This window comes from Actinomycetospora lutea (assembly GCF_028737205.1).
In the GTDB taxonomy this organism is placed as follows: Bacteria; Actinomycetota; Actinomycetes; order Mycobacteriales; family Pseudonocardiaceae; genus Actinomycetospora; species Actinomycetospora lutea.
In genome coordinates this window covers 57,098-73,160 of record NZ_JAQZAL010000005.1, presented here as the reverse complement: position 1 = coordinate 73,160, position 16,063 = coordinate 57,098, and the positions used below count along the sequence as shown (strand labels likewise).

Below are 16,063 nucleotides of genomic sequence, written 5' to 3'. Positions count from 1 at the left end.
TCGTCATCGATAGTGGTTGCCCGTTCATTATGTGATCTAACATCGGCTCATGGCGACCCCGAGCTTCCTGACGCTGCCTGACCGGTCGTCCGCGCCGCGGACGGTCGGGCTCACGCACGTCCTCGACCCGGGGGTGAGCCCCGCCGCGGCGGCCGACCTGCTCGCCGGCGCCGGGGCCTTCGTCGACATCTGGAAGACCGGCTGGGGCACCGCCTACGTCGACCCGCGGATCGCCGAGAAGATCGCGGTGCTCGACGGGCACGGGGTCGCCTCCTGCCTCGGCGGCACGCTGCTGGAGATCGCGTGGGCGCAGGGCGTCGCCGAGCAGTGCCTGGCGTGGGCGCACCGGGTCGGGTTCCGCCAGGTCGAGGTCTCCCGCGGGACGGTGCCGATGACCGTCGCCGACAAGCGCGCCCTCGTCGAGCGGGCGGCCGACCGCTTCGCGGTCGTCACCGAGGTCGGCGCGAAGGACCCCGACCAGCAGCACACCCTCGAGCAGTGGCGCGACGAGGCCGCCGCCGACCGCGCGGCCGGTGCGCACCTCGTGGTCGCCGAGGGCCGGCAGAGCGGCACCGTGGGGATCTTCGGCGCCGACGGCGGCGTGCGCGAGGACGTCGTCGAGGCCCTGGCCGACGCGGTCGGGCCCGCGCACCTGGTGTTCGAGGCGCCGCGCGCGCACCAGCAGGCGTGGTTCGTGCGCCGGTTCGGGCCCGACGTCAACCTGGGCAACATCGCGCTCGACGACGTCATGGGCCTGGAGACCCTGCGGCTCGGGCTGCGCTCGGACACCGCCTCGAGCACGGTCGGCGCCGCGATCAGCGCCGAGCTGGCGCGATGACGGCGAACCTCGTCCCGGGCCGCTACCGCGGCGTCGCGGTGGCGCGCGCGCCGCTGCCCTACGACGAGGCGACGCTGCGCGAGCGCTACCTCGGGCGCGAGGCGTACTGGAAGACCCGCTTCCTCGTCGTGCGCCCGCCCGACACCGACCACGGCCCGGTCGCGCTGCTCGCGGTGGCCCGCGCCGGTGACGACGAGCTGTTCAGCCCGATCGTCGAGGTCACGCTGCTCGCGGGTCCCGACGAGACGGTCCTGCTGCACCGCCCCGAGCTCGACACCGGCGTGCCCACGCTGCTCGCGGCCGCGGCGGCCGAGGTCCCGGAGGCGCGCGCGGTCGTCGTGCAGGGCCGCTACGAGCACGTGAACTTCATCCTCGACGCCCGCCCGCTCCCCGTCACCGTGCGGGAGGTGGTGCCGCCCCGGCCGGCGAAGCTCGCCGACCAGGCGCGCCGGGTGCTCGAGGTCAGCGAGGACCTCCCGCCGATGGCGCTGACGCCGCACACCGTCGACCTCGCCGAGCTCGCCGCGGCGCACCCGGCCGCGCACTACCTGCTGCCCTGCCGCGGCGGCGGGGGCGAGGTGCCGGGCGCGGCCGTGTCCTACCTCGACGAGCGCCCCCCGGAGGCCGACTGGACGCTCCTGGGCTGCGAGCGCTCCCGGCAGATCCACCGCTGGTTCTACGGCCGCGAGGCGCCCGGGGTGGACACCTGCCCGCTCGCCGCGGTCGCCGCCGAGGGAGCCGGCGCGGTGCTCACCAAGTGCTGCCTGCAGCAGGAGGAGCTCGCCGAGGGCACCGTCGAGGGACCGGACGGCGCGACGCGGTGGGTGTCGGTGCCGTGGGGGTCGTCGCTCGAGCACGTCCGCGAGGCCCTGGCCCGCCTGGCGCAGCGGGAGGAGCCCCGGTGGTCGCCCGCCTGACCGACTCGCCCGTCTACGCGCACCTCTGGACGACGCCCGAGCTGACCGCGCTCCTGGGCGAGGAGGCCCGCTGGCAGGCGTGGCTGGACATCCTCGTCGCGCTCGCGCGGGTGCAGGCGCGGGCGGGCCTCGTGCCGGCCGGGGCGGCCGAGCAGATCGCCGCCGGCGCGCGCGTGGAGCGGCTGGACTGGGACGAGGTCGCCACGCAGACCCGCGCGACCTCGCACTCCACGCTCGGGCTGATCCGGGGCCTGCAGGCCGTGCTGCCGGAGAGCGCCCGCGAGCACGTCTACGTCGGCGCCACCGTCCAGGACGTCACCGACACCTGGTTCGGCACGGTGATGCGCGACGTCGGCGCGCTCGTGCGCCGCGACGTGCGCGCGGTCTCCGACCGCGTGCTGGCGATCGCCACGACCCACCGGGCGACCCCGATCGCGGGCCGCACCCACGGCCAGCCCGGGGCCCCCGTGACGTTCGGGCTCAAGGCGGCGTCGTGGGCCGACGAGCTGGACCGCCACGTCGCGCGCCTCGACGAGGGCCGCCCGCGTTGGGCGGTCGGCCAGCTCGCCGGGGCCGTCGGCGCGCTGGCCTTCCACGACGACGACGGCGTCGACCCGCTCGAGCTGCGCGCCGCGTTCTGCGCGGAGCTCGGCCTCGGCGACCCGGGGATCTCGTGGACGACGAGCCGCGACCGCGTCGCCGAGTTCGGCGGCGTGCTCGCGATGATCGCCGGGACCCTCGCGCGCATCGGCGGCGAGGTGTACGAGCTGGCGCGCCCGGAGATCGGCGAGCTCGCGGAGCCGACCACCCCGACCGCCGTCGGCAGCATCACCATGCCGCACAAGCGCAACCCCGAGGTCAGCGAGCACCTCGACACCCTGGCGCGCCTGGCGCGGTCGTCGGCCGGCGTGCTGCTCGAGGGCGTGGTCGCCGCGCACGAGCGCGACGGGCGCGCGTGGAAGGCCGAGTGGGCGGCGCTGCCCGAGGTCTGCCTGCTCGTCGGCACGGCGGTGTCGCTGGCGCGGACATTGCTCGACGGCCTGGAGGTGCACGCCGACGCGATGGCGGCGAACCTCGCCCGCCACGGCGACCGGCTGGGCTCCGAGCGCGTGCTCGCGGCGCTCGCCCCGCGCCTGGGCAAGCACGCCGCGCAGGACCTGCTCCAGTCGGTGCTCGCCGACGGCGGCGACCTCGCCGGCGAGCTGGCGGCGCGGGGGATCGCGAGCGCCGACGAGGTGCGGGGCTGGCTCGCGCGCCCGGCCGACCGGGTGGCCGTGGCGATGGTCGACGCGACGGTGGCGCGGCTCCGCGAGGCCGGGTCGTGACCCCGCGGTTCCCGCTCGCCGTCCTGCCGACCCCGCTCGTGCGGGCCGACCGGCTGCGCGCGGCCCTGGGCTGCGGCCCCCTCTGGCTCAAGCGCGACGACCTCACGGGGTTCGGCGTGGCGGGCAACAAGGTCCGCGCGCTCGAGTACCTGCTCGGCGACGCCCTCGCGCGGGGCTGCGACGTGCTGGTCACCGGCGGCGGGCCCGACTCGAACTTCGTCGCCGCCGCGGCCCAGGCGGCACGCGTGGCGGGGCTGGACTGCGAGCTCGTGGTGTGGGGCGACGTCCGCGGGACCACGAACCTGGCGCTGGCGACCGCCGCGGGCGCGCGCATCCACGCCCTCGGCTCCGACGACCGGGGCCGCGTCGACGGCGAGGTCGACCGCCTCGGCGCGGAGCTCGCGGCGGCTGGTCGGCGTCCGCTGGCCGTGCCGCGGGGCGGGTCGACGCCGGTGGGGGCGCTGGGGTTCGCGGGCGCGGCGGCCGAGGTCGTCGCGCAGTGGGGCGGGTCCGACGCGCCGACCGTCGTGCTCCCGGTCGGCTCCGGCGGCAGCGTCGCGGGGCTGCTGGCGGGGCTGGCGGGCACCGGGTGGCGGGTGCTCGGGGCGTCGGTGAGCCGCCCACCCGACGAGATCACCGCGAAGGTCCTGGGGCTCGCGGGGGAGACCGCGGCGCTCGCCGGCACCGCGTCGCCGCGCCCGGAGCAGCTGACGATCGTCGACGCCCGCGGTCCCGGGTTCGGGGTGGCGTCGCCCGCCGACCGGGCCGCCGCCGACCTGGTGCTGGGCACCGAGGGCGTGCTCCTCGACGACACGTACGGCGCCAAGGCGGCCGCCGTCGCCGTCGAGCACCGCACCGACGGCCCCGCCCTCCTCTGGCTCACCGGCGGCCTCGTCTCCGCCCTGACCCACGTGAGCGAAGTTCCGGGCTATAGCCCCGAAGTTCGCTCACATACGACAGAAGGAGCACCGTGAGCACCTCCCGCGACGAGGGGCCGCCGGTCGGCGGCCCGGCGCCCGAGCTCGTGGCGTCGGGGTTCGCGCTGGAGAACGCCGACGCCCCGTTCCTGCACCGCGGGCTCAACCTCGCGGACATGGCGCACGTGCTCGACCTGTCCCGCCGCGGCCTCGTGCCCCCCGAGGCCCGGCGCGCGCTGCTCGAGCTGCTGCTCGTCGCCCAGGCCACGCCCGCGCAGGACTTCCCGTACGACCCCGAGCTGGGCGAGCCCTACAACTCCCGCGAGGCGTGGTTCGTCGCGCAGCTCGGCGACGTCGCGGGCTGGCTGCACGCCGGCCGACCGCGCCGCGAGGCCGTGCGGATCGCGCTGCGCCTGCACGTGCGCCACCAGATCGCCGAGCTCGTCACCGAGGCCGCCCGGTTCGGGCGCGACGCCGTCGCGCGTGCCGAGGAGCACGCCGAGACGGTGATGCCCGACCAGACCTACCTGCAGCACGCGCAGCCCTCGACGTTCGCGCACTACCTGCTCTCGTTCGTCTACTCCACCGTGCGCGACGGGCACCGCCTGCTCGCCGAGCTCGACTGGGTGGACACCAGCCCGGGCGGCGCCGGCTGCGTCAACGGCACCCGGCTGCTGGAGGACCGCGCGTTCGTCGCCGAGGCGCTCGGGTTCGACGGGGTCATCGAGCACACGCGCGACGCGATGTGGCAGGTCGACGGCCTGATCTCGGTGCTCGCGGTCGCGTCCAGCCTGGTCTCGAACCTCTCGAAGCTCGCCGAGGACCTGGAGATCTGGTCGTCCAGCGAGTTCGACTACGTCGACCTCGACCACGGCTTCACGCGCGCGAGCGTGCTCATGCCGCAGAAGCGCAACCCGTACTCGCTCTCGATCATCCGCGGGGCGTCCGGCGTGCTGATCGGGCGGCTGTCGGGCTTCCTCGCGGTGAGCAAGAGCCCGTCCGCGCGCAGCGACAACCTGATCTACGCCTACGGCGAGGTGCCGCGCGCGCTCGACCTCACCCTGCGGATCACCCGCCTCGCGTCCGGTGTCGTGCGCACCCTGCGCGTCAACGCCGACCGGCTCGCCGAAGAGGTCCGCGGCGGCTACAGCCAGGCCACCGACCTCGCCGAGCACCTCGTGCAGACCTGCGACGTCGACTACCGCACCGCCTACCTCGTGGTCGGGCGCGCGGTGCGGACCGCGAGCCGGGCCGGCGTGCCGGGCGTCGAGATCACCGGCGAGATGCTCGACCGGGCGGCGGTCGAGCACACCGGCCACGCGCTCGGGCTCGCCGGCACCGACCTCACCGACGCCCTCGACCCCTGGCGGATCGTGCTCTCCCGCGACGCCCAGGGCGGCGCGGCGCCCGCCGCGGTCGCGCGCATGACGGCCGACCTCACCGCCCGCCTCGATGACCTCGACGCGCGGGCCCGCGCGCGCCTCGCCGCGTTCGACGGCGCCGAAGCGGCCCTGCTGGAGACCGTCCGGCACGCCACCCGCCAGATGGAGGAGACCCGATGAGAGTCCTGCCCGACGAGATCGCCGTGGTCAACGTCGGCCTGCCGATGTTCGCCGAGGCCGTCCGCGCGCAGGGCGGCACCGTCACCCACGTCGACTGGCGCCCGCCCGCCGGCGGCGACCCGGACGCCGTGCGCGCCCTGACCCGCCTCGCCGCCGACCCGGCGATCGACACCGCCAACGCCGAGGTGCTGCGCCGCCTCGACACCGGCGTGCCGTTCCTGACCGCCGTGCGCCGCGCCGACGAGGTCGTGCCCGGCGTGGCGGGACGGATGCTCCTGCACTGCGGTCCCGCGGTCGACTGGGCGCACGCCTGCGACCCGCTGCGGCGCTCGATGCGGGCCGCCACCGTCGCCGAGGGCTGGGCCGCCGACGTCGAGGAGGCCGACCGCCTGCTCGCCGGCGGCGACGTCCGGCTCGAGCCCGCGAACCACCACGACATGGTCGTCCCGATGGCCAGCGCCATCGGGCCGTCGGCGCCGGTGCTCGTCGTCGACCTCACCCCCGACGACGGGTCGGAGCCCGTGCGCGCGTTCGCCCCGATCAACCAGGGTCCCGGCGAGGTGCCGTGGTTCGGCCGCGACACCGACGCGGCGATCGCGCGCCTGCGCCTGCTGCGCGACGTCGTCGGTCCCGCGCTGTCCGCGGTGCTGGAACGCTCCGGGCCGCTCGACGTCCTCGCCGTCGCCGCCCAGGGCATCGCCATGGGCGACGACCTGCACATGCGCACCCAGGCGGCCACCAACCTGCTCGTGCGCAGCTGGGTGGGGCACGTCGCGGCGCTGCCCGACGACGTCCGCGGACCCTTCGCCGACTTCCTCGCCGGCAACCACCTGTTCTTCCTCACCCCCGCGATGGGCGCGGCGAAGGCGCTGACGCTGTGGGCCGGGCGGGTGCCGGGCTCGTCGATCGTGACGTCGATGGCGCGCAACGGCACGACGTTCGGCATCCGCCTGCCGGGCTCCGAGCGCTGGTACACGACGGCCGCCCCGCCGGTCGGCGAGGCGCTCTACTACTCCGGGCTGGGCCCGGACGACGCCGCGCCCGACATCGGCGACAGCGCCGTCCTCGAGCTCGTCGGCCTGGGCGGCCCGGCGGCGGCGAACTCCCCGGCCGTCGCGGCCTTCCTCGGCGGCTCCATGGCCGACGCGGCCGCGGCCACCGACGCGTTCCGCCGGGTCTGCGTCGGGTCGAGCAGCCGGTTCACGCTGCCCGCGGCGGGGTTCGCCGGGACGCCGGTCGGTGTCGACCTGCGCAGGGTGGTGGCGACGGGCGTGACGCCCCGGGTCACCACCGGCATCCTCGCGGCCTCGTCGGGGCAGGGCCAGGTCGGCGCCGGGGTGGCGACGGCGCCGCTCGCGTGCTTCGTCGAGGCCCTGGCCGCGCTCGCCGGATGATCGTCGACGCCGGCCTCGGCGCCGCCGGGCTGCTGCGCCGTCCCGTCGCCGGGCGCGTGGTGTCGGTGCACCGCAAGGCCGCCTACCTGCGGCTGGACACGGAGCAATCAGGGGAGCACGCCGATAGGGGAGCCGGACACATCGACGGGGCGGGCGCGCTGGTCGCGCTCGTGGCGCCCGGGGTCGAGCCGGGTCCGGTGCACGTCCGGTGCACGACACTGCCGCCCTGCCGCATCGGTGAGGCGGTCACCGGCGACGGGAGCAGGCTCGCCGGTCCGCGCTGGGCGCTGCGGGGGCCGGGCGCGGTGTGGTGGGGCACGACGCCCGGCCCGGACGCGCTCGCGGCGCGTGACGACGACCTCGTGCGCGCGGCCCTCGTCCCGGGCGAGCTGCTGGCCGCCGCGGCCCGGGCGACGAGCCCCGAGGACCTCGCCGCCGCGGTCGGCGGGCGCGGCCCGGGCCTGACACCGGCGGGCGACGACGTGCTGGCGGGCGTGGTGCTCGTCGAGCGCGCCGCGGGCGGGCCGGGCGTCGAGGACCGCCTGGCGGCGGTGTGCGCCGCGGTCCGCACCACCGGGCCCTCGCGCGCGTTCCTCGCCTGGGCCGCCCGCGGCCAGTCCGTCGCCCCGGCGCACGACTGGCTGCACGCCGTCGCGGCCGGCGACCGGGCCGCCGCGACCCGCGCCCTGGCGCGGCTGCACGCCCTGGGCGCCGACTCGGGCCGGCACCTCGCGGCGGGGATGGCGCTGCGCCTGCTGACGCTGCCGGGTCAGCTGCCCCGCGTGGTGAGCCAGACCGCGCGCGCCGCCCCCGGCCCGGGATTGCGCCACCGGGTGTGACGGTCGGCGGGGAACTGGATGGTGTCGCCCGCGCCCAGGACGTGGCGCTCCCCGGCCACCTCGACCTCGAGCGCGCCCTCGAGCAGGTGCACCAGCTCCTCGCCGGCCTGCGGCCCCGCCGACGAGCCCTCCGCGCCGGGCTCCACCACCACCGCCGCGCCGCCGACCCGGAAGCGCTCCGGCGCGGCCGTGATCGCGGTGCGGGTGGTGCCCGATCCGTCGGTCACCTCCGCGCCCGCCCCGGCCGCGACGACGCTCGCGACGGTCGTGGGGCCCTCGTCACCCACGAAGTGGGCGATGGGCCGCTCGAGGGCGTCCGCGAGCTTCAGCAGCGTGGTGATCGTCGGGACCATGTCGCCGCGCTCCACCTTGTGGATGGCGGCGGCCGAGACGTCGGCCCGGCGGGCGAGCTGCTGGAGCGACAGCCCCGCCTGTTGGCGCAGGTCACGCACCTTGGGGCCGATCGCGTCGACGACGGTCTCCCAGACGCGCGGCGTGTCGGCCGGGCCTGCGGGCTCGGCTGCTGATCGGGCCATGGCGCTACTCCTTGACACCCACGACGCGGTCAGTATGGTCAACACGCATCAACTTTGGTGGACATCTTGTCGGATCCGGCGCGTGTCGTCGACCGGCTCGCAGCCACGCATCGTAGGGCTTTCGAGGAAAGGGTCCGCGTGCCGCACAAGACCGTGATCATCGGCGGCGGGGCCGCCGGTCTGGGCGCCGCCGGTGGGGTGAAGGCGGCGCGGCCCGACGCCGAGGTCGTCGTCTACACCGAGTTCGAGGACGTCGCCTACAGCCCGTGCGGCATCCCCTACGTCCACGGGCAGGAGATCCCGGACTTCGAGCGCCTGTTCCTGGCCACGAAGGAGCAGTACGTCTCGGTCGGCATCGACGTCCACTACGAGACCTCGGTGACGGGCATCGACACCGCGGCGCGCACCGTGCAGGTCACCGGCGAGGGCACGGTCGGCTACGACACGCTCATCGTCGCCACCGGCTTCGAGTACGCCGACCCCGGCGTGCCCGGCGGCGACCTCGAGGGCCTCTACTACGTCAAGAACATCCGCGCGGCGATGGAGTGGGACAAGGTCCTCGACTCGGTGAAGCGGGCCGTGGTCGTCCACGCGACCCCGCTGGGCGTCGAGATGACCACCTCGCTGGCCCACCGCGGCATCGAGACCCACCTCATCGACCCGAACCCCTGGCCGCTCGCCGACATGGCCGACGCGGACATCATGGCGCCGGTCGAGGAGTCCTGGCGCGAGCTCGGGGTGGTCGCGCACTTCAACACGACGCTCAAGGGCTTCGTGGGGCAGGGCCACGTCAGCGCCGTCGCGACCTCCGACGGCGAGCTGCCCTGCGACCTGGTGGTCGTCGCGACCCACAAGACGCCCAACGCGCGGCTCGCCGCCGCCGCCGGCCTCAAGATCGGCTCCACCGGCGGGATCATCGTCGACGAGCGGATGGCCACCTCGGTGCCCGGGGTGTTCGCGGCCGGCGACGCCGTCGAGGTCCCGCACGGGCTCACGCGGGTGCCGCTGCAGGGGCTCACCGGCAGCCACGCCTACGCGCAGGGCAAGACCGCGGGCACCAACGCGGGCGGCGGCTCGCGGGCCTACAGGGCGGTCTACGTCCCGTGGGGCACGCCGGCCGGCAAGTGGGTCATCGGCGGCGCCTCGTTCGGCGAGACCACGGCCACCGCGCTCGGCATCCCCTACGTGCTCGGGCAGGCCCAGGGCATCTCGCGGGCGCGCTACTACCCGGGTGTCAAGCCGGTGAAGGTCAAACTGCTGGCCGAGCCGGGGAGTCTGCGCCTCATCGGGGCCCAGATGGTCGGCCAGGAGGGCATCAAGGAGCGCGCCGACTTCCTGGCGATGGCCGTCAGGCACGGCTTCACGTTCCACGACCTGTCGACGATGGAGAACGTCTACTCCCCGGCCATCGGGGCGCTGAACGAACCGATCGTCGTCGCCGCGACCAACGGGCTCGAGGAGCTGCGCACGGCGGGGAAGCTCTGACATGGCCGGCAGCAGGGCGCGCCCGTCCTTCTCCCGGTGGCTGCGCGAGAACTCCCAGCACTACCTGCTGGTCGGCGCCCACGAGCAGATCGCGCGGCGCTACCCCGGCACCCGACGGCCGCGCCGCCCGCACGGGGCGCTCGAGCTCGCCTGGCTGCGCGTGTTCGCGCCGGTCTACCGGGCGCTGCCGTGGCCCCTGCGCCACCGGATCCTGCGCGCGATGCCGGGCAGCCACCGGCAGACCTGGGCGCCGCCACCGGAGCGGCGCGAGCCGGCCGTCTGACGGCCCCACCGGACAGCGGCGGGACCCACCCGCCGGGAGCACCACCGAAGACAGAGACGAGGGGTACCAGTGGTCCAGATCGTGGGTGAGCGTGTCAGCCCCGGCGACGCGATCGTCGACTACGAGGACAAGGTCTTCGACGACATCCAGGCCGAGGCGGGCGAGAAGGCCTACATCTTCATGCACACGGTGCCCTTCGAGGGCTCCGTCGGGCTGGTCAACATGCTGACCGCGACCCGCGTGAACCGGAAGGGGTTCGACACCAGCATCGTGCTCTTCGGCCCGGGGTCGCTGATGGCCTCGGCGTCACGCGGCTTCCCGAAGGTCGGTGACGAGGCGTTCCCCGGAGCGCTGGGCTACAACAAGCAGCTCACGACCTTCATGAACGAGGGCGGCAAGGTCTACGCCTGCCGGTTCTCCGCCGCGATGCTCTACGGCATGCGCGAGGTCGACATGATGGAGGGCGTGAAGCCGATCAACCCGCTCGACGTCCTCGACGCCCAGCTCACCGCGCGGCGCGAGGGTGCGCTCGTGATGCAGACCTGGACCGTCTGACCCCACCGCCCGCGGGGCGGCCGGACCCGACGCCGGCCGCCCCGGGACGTCCGCGGAGCCCGAGGAGGGGCCTGGAGCATGGACTCGATCGCCGACATGGGCGGGATGCACGGGTGGGGCCCCGCCCAGGTGCCCACCGACGAGCCGCCGTTCGCCGAGCCCTGGGAGGGTCGCAGCTTCGCGATCACGGTCCTCACAATGGGCCGGATCTCGGGGCAGAACCTGGACGCGTTCCGCCACGCCCTGGGACGGCTGCACCCCGTCGACTACCTCGTCGACGGTTACTACGGCCGGTGGCTGAACGCCGCGGAGCTGATGCTCACCGACTCCCGCATCCTCGCGCCGGGCGCCGTCGACGCCCGGGCGCGTCGCAAGCAGGGGCAGGACGTCACCGAGCCGGCGTTCCCCGAGCCGGCCCGCCCGGACTACAAGCCCACCGCGGCCGGCTCGCTGCGCGAGGTCGACGCCGAGCCGCGGTTCGGGGCCGGGGACGTGGTGCGGACCTTGGACCTGCAGCCCGAGGGGCCGACCAAGCTGCCGCGCTACGTGCGCCGGCGGTCGGGCACCGTGACCGCGATCCGCCCCCCGCACGTGCTGCCCGACACCCACGCCGTGTTCGCGGGGGAGAACCCCCAGTACGTCTACACCGTCGGCTTCCCGTCCACCGAGCTGTGGGGTCCGGACGCCGAGCCGTTCACGCTGCACGTCGATCTGTTCGAGAGCTACCTGGAGAACGCGTGAGTGAGGCCGCCCCCGCCGACCGCCTGTCCCCGGCGCTGCGCACCGAGGCGCTCGAGGAGCTCCTCGTGGAGCGCGAACTGATCGACCCGGCGGTGATGGACAAGTTCATCAAGACCTACGAGCAGGACGTGGGCCCGCTCAACGGCGCCAAGGTCGTCGCCCGCGCCTGGACCGACCCCGAGTACCGGGCGTGGCTCCTGCGCGACGGCACCGCCGCCATCAAGGACATGGGCTTCGGCGGGCCGCAGGGCGAGCACATGGTCGTGGTCGAGCAGTCCGACGAGGTGCACCACGTCGTCGTGTGCACCCTGTGCTCCTGCTACCCGTGGCCGGTGCTCGGGCTGCCGCCGAGCTGGTACAAGGACCCGGCGTACCGGGCGGGCATCGTGCGCACCCCCCGCCGCGTGCTGCGCGAGATGGGTCTCGAGGTGTCCGAGGGCAAGGACATCCAGGTCTGGGACTCCAGCTCCGAGGTGCGCTACCTGGTGCTGCCCCAGCGCCCCGCGGGCACCGAGGACCTCGACGCCGAGGCGCTCGCCGGCCTCGTCACCCGGGACGCGATGGTCGGCGTCGCCGAGGTGGCCGCGCCGTGACGACCGTGATCGCACCGCTCGACGTCGACGGGCCGGCCGCGCCGCCGCGCAGCAACGGCGAGCTGGTGTTCGCCGCGCCGTGGGAGAGCCGCGCCTTCGGGATGGCGGTGTCGCTGGCCGACGCGGGCGCGTTCACGTGGGACGCGTTCCGCGACCGCCTCGTCGCGCGCATCGCGGCGTGGGAGGCGGAGCACGGCGTCGGTGCTCCAGGGGCCCCGGACTTCCGCTACTACACCTGCTGGCTCGACGCGCTCGAGGACGTGCTGGTCGACGGCGGCTCCCTGAGCGGCGACGACGTCGCGGCGCGCTCGATCGAGCTCGCCGCCCGCCCGGCCGGGCACGACCACCGCGACGACGAGCATGGCCACGGGCACGGTCACTGACGCACGGCGCTCGCCCGCACGTCGTCGTACACGGCGATGTGCCGGCGGGCGCTCGCGGCCCAGGTGTAGCGCGCGAGCGTCTCCCGCCCGCCGGCGCGCAGCCGGCGGCGCAGGGCCCGGTCGGCGTACATCTCCTGCATCGCGCGCGCGAGCTCGGCGGGGTCGCCCGACGCCGGCATGAGCGCGTTGTGACGGTGCAGCAGGTACTCGCGGAACACCGGCAGGTCGCCCGCCACGACGGGCAGGTCGGCGGCCATCGCCTCGAGCACCGCCAGGCCCCAGCCCTCCGAGAGCGAGGGGAAGCAGAGCGCGTCGGCGCTGCGGTACCAGCCGCCGAGGTCGGCCTCGGACACCGTGCCGAGCAGCACCACGTCGCGGCCGAGCTCCAGGCCCAGGTCGGGCAGCCGGGCGAGGGTCTCGGCGCGGTAGGCCGCGTAGTCGCGGAACGAGTGCCCGCCGACGATCGCGAGCATCGGCGGGTGCGGCATGGTGGCCGTCAGCCGGCCGAGGGCCTCGAACGCGACGTGGGTGCCCTTGCGCGGCTCGACCCCGCCGACGCCGAGGAACAGGAAGCGGTCCTGCGCGCCGATCGAGGCCCGCAGCTCGGCGACCCGCTCGGGCGTCACGGGCGGGAACCGGTCGGGGTCGACGCCGTTGGGCACGACCGTCGACTCGCGCGCGTGGTCGTCGCGCAGGATGCGCCGCCACTGCTCGCTGACGACGAGCACCCGGTCGGGCTCGCGGATCGCCGCGCGCTGGCACTCGACCAGCGCCGGGGTGGTGAAGTCGTCGACGTGGTGCACCGTGCGCACCACCGCCACGTCGGCGCCGGCGTCCCGCACGCGAGCCGCGGCGCGCGCGGCGATGCAGTCCTGGGTGTGCAGCACGTCGAAGCGGGGGGCGAGCTCGCCCAGGGCGCCGGCGAGCCGGTCGATCGAGGCGAACACCTTGTCGGTCAGCGACCCGCCCGACGGCGGGGCCGGCAGCACCGTGAACGGCACCGTCGTCGGCCGGAAGAGCCCTGCCGCGGGGTCGCCCTGGCTGATGACGTGCACCGGCTGCCCGGCGGCCTGCAGGGCCTCGGCGAGCGCGAGCGTGTGCACCATCCCGCCGCGCGGCGAGGTGGAGTGGGTGACGAGGGCGAGCTCCCTCACCGGGCCTGCCCGATCGGGACGAGCTCCGCGAGGGCCGGATCCCGCCGGGCGATCGCCGCGGCCGCGAGGGCGGCGCGCGCGGCGGTCTCGGTGACCACGCACCCGGCGTCGCGGAAGGCACGCCGCTGCGCGTCGAGGCCCTGCGGGTCGCGCTCGGTGCCGAGCACGTAGACCACGACCCGTCCGCCGTCGGCGACGATGCGCGCGCACTCGGCGGCGAGCTCGCCCGCCGGGTCGGGGTGCGCGCCGTGACCGAGCACGACGTCGAGCACGATCGCGGCGACCTCGGGGTCGGCGCCCTGCTCGCGCAGGTGCTCGAGGCGCGCCTCGGGGTCGATCATGGGGTGCGGGCGGCCCTGGGTGTACTCCTCCTCGCCGAGGTCGAGGCACACGTGGCTCGACGGCGGCGCGGGGACGGCGAGGGCCTCGTCGAGCGGGGTGTTCGACCACACCGGGCCGAGCGCGTCGGCGAGCACGACCAGCGACTCGTAGCAGAGTGTCCCGCCGGAGTAGAGCCCGCGGACGAGCGTGCGGCGCGGGTCGAGGTCGGCGATCGCCGCGTCGACCTGCGCGCGCAGCCCGGCCGCCGGGTCGGGGGCGTCGCGCCCGAGCACACCCAGCACCGCCAGCGCGCCCGCCTCGAGCGTCGGGGCCTGGACGGCGGCGCCGCCGAGCGGCTCGTCCATGCCGATGAGGGCGGCGACGAGCGGGGTGTCGCCGGCCTCGGCGACGACGGTGCGCGCGACCTCGGGGTCCGGCGGCTTGGAGACGAGCAGGATCGCGTCGGTGGCCGGGTCGGCGGCCATCGTGCGCACGGCGAGCCGTCCCATCGGCCCGCCGACCCGGGCGCCGAGGTCGCGCCCGCCGAGCCCGACGACGTGGGTGACGCCGACGCCCCAGCGGTCGAGCAGCGCGGCGACCTCCTGGGCGCCGGTGCCCGCGGCGGCGACGATCCCGACCGCGCCGGCGCGCTCGGCGAGCGGGGCGACGACGTTGGCGAACCCGAGGCACGTCCGGCCGAGCATCGCGGTGCCCGCGCCGGGCCCCATCACCAGCCGGCCCAGCTGCGCGGCGCGGGTCTTGAGCGCGATCTCGTCGTCGAGCGAGACGTTGTCGCTGAACAGCAGGACGTCGAGCCCCGCGCTCAGGGCCTGGTGGGTCTCGAGGGCGGCGTAGTCGCCCGGCACTGAGATCACCGCGACGTTGCTGTCCGCCTGCCGGGCGACGGCCTCGGCGAGCGAGCGGGGGTCGGGCTCGGCGACCCCGGTGGCGGCGGCCTCGCGGGTGCGGAACGCCGCGTCGCGCCCGGCGTCCTGCGCGGCCGCGCGCGCCTCCTCGGAGTCGGCCCGCACCGCGAGGAACAGGTCGCCCGGCCCGGCGCCCGCCCACGCGGCGGGGTCGAAGCCCTCCTTCTCCAGGGTCTCGAGGTTCGCCTCGGTGGCCATCGCCACGGCCGCCCAGTCGACGCCGGGCACCTCGCGCATCGCGCGCGTGCCCGAGAGCTGCACGACCGAGTCGAGGTAGGTGTCGCGGAAGAGCAGGAGGCTCGTGCCCGCGCTCATCGCCCGTTCCCCACGATGCGCGTGCCGATCCGCTCGGCGTCGTAGGCGTCGCCGGCGTCGAGCGACGGCCCGGCGCGCTCGGCGGTGGTGATCACCGCCGTGCGCCCGCCCTCGCGGATGAAGCGCACGGCGGCCCGCACCTTCGGGCCCATGCTGCCGTCGGGGAAGTGCCCGTCCTCGAGGTGCTTCGCGGCCTCGTCGACCGACATCTGGTCGATCGCGCGGCGGTCCGGGGTGTCGAAGTCGACGTAGACCTTGGGGGTGTCGGTGACGAGCACCAGCGCGTCGGCGTTCACCGACACCGCGAGCCGCTGCGCGGTGAAGTCCTTGTCGATCACGGCGTCGATGCCCTCGAGGCCGTGGTCGCCCGCGATCACCGGGATGCCGCCGCCCCCGCCCGCGACGACGATCATGTGCTGCTCGATGAGGGCCCGCACGGCGTCGACCTCGACGATCCCGACGGGCTTCGGCGACGGCACCACGCGGCGGTGGCCGCGCTCGCCGTCGGGGATCATGTCCCAGCCGCGCTGCCGGGCGAGCACGCGCGCCTGCGCCTCGGTGAAGTAGGGCCCGACGGGCTTGGTCGGGCGCTCGAAGGCGGGATCGGCCGGGTCGACCATGACGTGGGTGACCACCGAGACGACGCCGGGCAGCCGCCCGCGGCCCTCGGCGAGCAGGGCCAGGCCGAGCAGGCTGCCGAGCTGGCCCTGGGTCATGGAGTTGACGCAGAACAGGGGGAGCGCGGGGACGATCGCGGCGGCCTCGTCCTGCTGGATGGCCAGGTTGCCGACCTGCGGCCCGTTGCCGTGGACGAGCACGACGTTCCAGCCCGCGTCCCGCAGCGCGCACACCGCACGGGCCATCGCGTGGGCGTTCTCGGCCTGCTCGGCGTAGGTCCCGGCCTGGCCGCCCCGGGTGATGGCGTTCCCGCCGAGGGCGACCACTGCGGTTCTGGGCATCGGTGTCCGTCACTCCTGAT

17 protein-coding genes are annotated in these 16,063 nt (G+C 75.7%); 13 read left to right on the top strand and 4 right to left on the bottom strand.

Features of this window, described 5'->3' with window-relative positions:
- The first annotated feature begins 49 nt into the window (after positions 1-49).
- Genes PHK61_RS07685 through PHK61_RS07655 form a run of 7 tightly spaced genes read left to right on the top strand, consistent with a single transcriptional unit; the run spans position 50 to position 7,792 of the window.
- Positions 50-838, top strand: coding sequence for a phosphosulfolactate synthase (locus PHK61_RS07685; protein WP_274280387.1), 789 nt, complete (start codon positions 50-52; stop codon positions 836-838).
- A complete protein-coding gene (locus PHK61_RS07680) occupies positions 835-1,755 on the top strand; it encodes a DUF7714 family protein (protein ID WP_274280386.1) in 921 nt (306 codons plus the stop codon). The genes PHK61_RS07685 and PHK61_RS07680 overlap by 4 nt, the downstream gene beginning before the upstream one ends.
- A complete protein-coding gene (locus PHK61_RS07675) occupies positions 1,740-3,080 on the top strand; it encodes a class-II fumarase/aspartase family protein (protein WP_274280385.1) in 1,341 nt (446 codons plus the stop codon). Before PHK61_RS07680 ends, PHK61_RS07675 begins: the two co-directional genes overlap by 16 nt.
- Positions 3,077-4,054, top strand: coding sequence for a 1-aminocyclopropane-1-carboxylate deaminase/D-cysteine desulfhydrase (locus PHK61_RS07670; protein WP_274280384.1), 978 nt, complete (start codon positions 3,077-3,079; stop codon positions 4,052-4,054). The genes PHK61_RS07675 and PHK61_RS07670 overlap by 4 nt, the downstream gene beginning before the upstream one ends.
- Complete coding sequence (gene argH, locus PHK61_RS07665; protein WP_274280383.1) at positions 4,051-5,559, top strand: argininosuccinate lyase; 1,509 nt, start codon at positions 4,051-4,053, stop codon at positions 5,557-5,559. Before PHK61_RS07670 ends, argH begins: the two co-directional genes overlap by 4 nt.
- Positions 5,556-6,953 (top strand): YlbE family protein, encoded by a 1,398-nt coding sequence (locus PHK61_RS07660; RefSeq protein WP_274280382.1) that lies wholly within the window; start codon positions 5,556-5,558, stop codon positions 6,951-6,953. The genes argH and PHK61_RS07660 overlap by 4 nt, the downstream gene beginning before the upstream one ends.
- Positions 6,950-7,792, top strand: a complete 843-nt coding sequence (locus PHK61_RS07655; protein ID WP_274280381.1) for an oxamate carbamoyltransferase subunit AllH family protein — start codon at positions 6,950-6,952, stop codon at positions 7,790-7,792. Before PHK61_RS07660 ends, PHK61_RS07655 begins: the two co-directional genes overlap by 4 nt.
- Here the strand turns inward: PHK61_RS07655 and PHK61_RS07650 are convergent.
- Complete coding sequence (locus tag PHK61_RS07650; protein ID WP_274280380.1) at positions 7,723-8,328, bottom strand: helix-turn-helix domain-containing protein; 606 nt, start codon at positions 8,326-8,328, stop codon at positions 7,723-7,725. The two genes, PHK61_RS07655 and PHK61_RS07650, sit on opposite strands and share 70 nt — an antisense overlap.
- A gap of 138 nt (positions 8,329-8,466) precedes the next feature.
- On the opposite strand from PHK61_RS07650, the gene PHK61_RS07645 reads away from it, so the two are divergent.
- The 6 genes from PHK61_RS07645 (at position 8,467) to PHK61_RS07620 (ending at position 12,368) form a co-directional block, all read left to right on the top strand.
- The gene (locus PHK61_RS07645) at positions 8,467-9,813 is read left to right on the top strand and encodes an FAD-dependent oxidoreductase (RefSeq protein WP_274280379.1); all 1,347 of its coding nucleotides are present in this window, start codon (positions 8,467-8,469) and stop codon (positions 9,811-9,813) included.
- 1 nt (position 9,814) lies between these two features.
- Positions 9,815-10,096 (top strand): hypothetical protein, encoded by a 282-nt coding sequence (locus PHK61_RS07640; protein WP_274280378.1) that lies wholly within the window; start codon positions 9,815-9,817, stop codon positions 10,094-10,096.
- A gap of 81 nt (positions 10,097-10,177) precedes the next feature.
- A complete protein-coding gene (locus PHK61_RS07635; RefSeq protein ID WP_274280377.1) occupies positions 10,178-10,651 on the top strand; it encodes an MSMEG_0572/Sll0783 family nitrogen starvation response protein in 474 nt (157 codons plus the stop codon).
- Between the two features lie 78 nt (positions 10,652-10,729).
- Positions 10,730-11,392 carry a nitrile hydratase subunit beta gene (gene nthB / locus PHK61_RS07630; protein WP_274280376.1) on the top strand — a complete coding sequence of 221 codons (663 nt, stop codon included), beginning with the start codon at positions 10,730-10,732 and terminating at the stop codon, positions 11,390-11,392.
- Positions 11,389-11,985, top strand: coding sequence for a nitrile hydratase subunit alpha (gene nthA, locus PHK61_RS07625; protein ID WP_274280375.1), 597 nt, complete (start codon positions 11,389-11,391; stop codon positions 11,983-11,985). Before nthB ends, nthA begins: the two co-directional genes overlap by 4 nt.
- A complete protein-coding gene (locus tag PHK61_RS07620; RefSeq protein WP_274280374.1) occupies positions 11,982-12,368 on the top strand; it encodes a nitrile hydratase accessory protein in 387 nt (128 codons plus the stop codon). Before nthA ends, PHK61_RS07620 begins: the two co-directional genes overlap by 4 nt.
- On the opposite strand, the gene PHK61_RS07615 is transcribed toward PHK61_RS07620, so the two are convergent.
- From PHK61_RS07615 to PHK61_RS07605, 3 genes are read right to left on the bottom strand one after another with little or no spacing between them, the layout of a single operon-like run.
- Positions 12,362-13,522, bottom strand: coding sequence for an MSMEG_0565 family glycosyltransferase (locus PHK61_RS07615; protein WP_274280373.1), 1,161 nt, complete (start codon positions 13,520-13,522; stop codon positions 12,362-12,364). The genes PHK61_RS07620 and PHK61_RS07615 overlap by 7 nt on opposite strands.
- Complete coding sequence (locus PHK61_RS07610; protein ID WP_274280372.1) at positions 13,519-15,084, bottom strand: protein FdrA; 1,566 nt, start codon at positions 15,082-15,084, stop codon at positions 13,519-13,521. The genes PHK61_RS07615 and PHK61_RS07610 overlap by 4 nt, the downstream gene beginning before the upstream one ends.
- On the bottom strand, positions 15,081-16,043 hold the full coding sequence (locus tag PHK61_RS07605; protein WP_274280371.1) for a carbamate kinase: 963 nt from the start codon (positions 16,041-16,043) through the stop codon (positions 15,081-15,083). Before PHK61_RS07605 ends, PHK61_RS07610 begins: the two co-directional genes overlap by 4 nt.
- Between the last annotated feature and the right edge of the window lie 20 nt (positions 16,044-16,063).

What these genes read in the sequence shown, in the direction of transcription:
- PHK61_RS07685 (WP_274280387.1), top strand. Translation starts at nt 50, where the DNA reads ATGGCGACCCCGAGCTTCCTGACGCTGCCTGACCGGTCGTCCGCGCCG.
- PHK61_RS07680 (WP_274280386.1), top strand. Translation starts at nt 835, where the DNA reads ATGACGGCGAACCTCGTCCCGGGCCGCTACCGCGGCGTCGCGGTGGCG.
- PHK61_RS07660 (WP_274280382.1), top strand. Translation starts at nt 5,556, where the DNA reads ATGAGAGTCCTGCCCGACGAGATCGCCGTGGTCAACGTCGGCCTGCCG.
- PHK61_RS07655 (WP_274280381.1), top strand. Translation starts at nt 6,950, where the DNA reads ATGATCGTCGACGCCGGCCTCGGCGCCGCCGGGCTGCTGCGCCGTCCC.
- PHK61_RS07650 (WP_274280380.1), bottom strand. Translation starts at nt 8,328, where the DNA reads ATGGCCCGATCAGCAGCCGAGCCCGCAGGCCCGGCCGACACGCCGCGC.
- PHK61_RS07640 (WP_274280378.1), top strand. Translation starts at nt 9,815, where the DNA reads ATGGCCGGCAGCAGGGCGCGCCCGTCCTTCTCCCGGTGGCTGCGCGAG.
- nthB (WP_274280376.1), top strand. Translation starts at nt 10,730, where the DNA reads ATGGACTCGATCGCCGACATGGGCGGGATGCACGGGTGGGGCCCCGCC.
- PHK61_RS07610 (WP_274280372.1), bottom strand. Translation starts at nt 15,084, where the DNA reads ATGAGCGCGGGCACGAGCCTCCTGCTCTTCCGCGACACCTACCTCGAC.
- PHK61_RS07605 (WP_274280371.1), bottom strand. Translation starts at nt 16,043, where the DNA reads ATGCCCAGAACCGCAGTGGTCGCCCTCGGCGGGAACGCCATCACCCGG.